This is a genomic window from Bacillus cereus group sp. BfR-BA-01524, from assembly GCF_022662595.1.
In the GTDB taxonomy this organism is placed as follows: domain Bacteria; phylum Bacillota; class Bacilli; order Bacillales; family Bacillaceae_G; genus Bacillus_A; species Bacillus_A thuringiensis_S.
The window spans coordinates 1-230 of sequence record NZ_JAKUDW010000434.1; the positions used below are offsets into that span (position 1 = coordinate 1).

Below are 230 nucleotides of genomic sequence, written 5' to 3' on the forward strand. Positions count from 1 at the left end.
ATCTCCTCCGGTATTTTGATGTTGCTGTTCTTGTTGTTTCTTAGCTTCTTCTTCAGCTTTTTTCTTGGCCTCTTCATCAGCTTTCTTCTTAGCTTCTTCATCAGCTTTTTTATTAGCTTCTTCGTCTTGTTTTACTTTATCTTCATTAGCCTTTTTCTGGGCTTCCTCATCAGCTTTTTTCTTAGCTTCTTCATCGGCCTTTTTCTTAGCCTCTTCTTCAGCTTTTTTCG

At 37.8% G+C, this 230-nt stretch carries 1 protein-coding gene; it reads right to left on the reverse strand.

The features are described 5' to 3' along the window. The coding region (locus tag MR170_RS32900) for a hypothetical protein (RefSeq protein WP_242310770.1) at nucleotides 1–230 on the reverse strand (230 nt) is incomplete at both ends.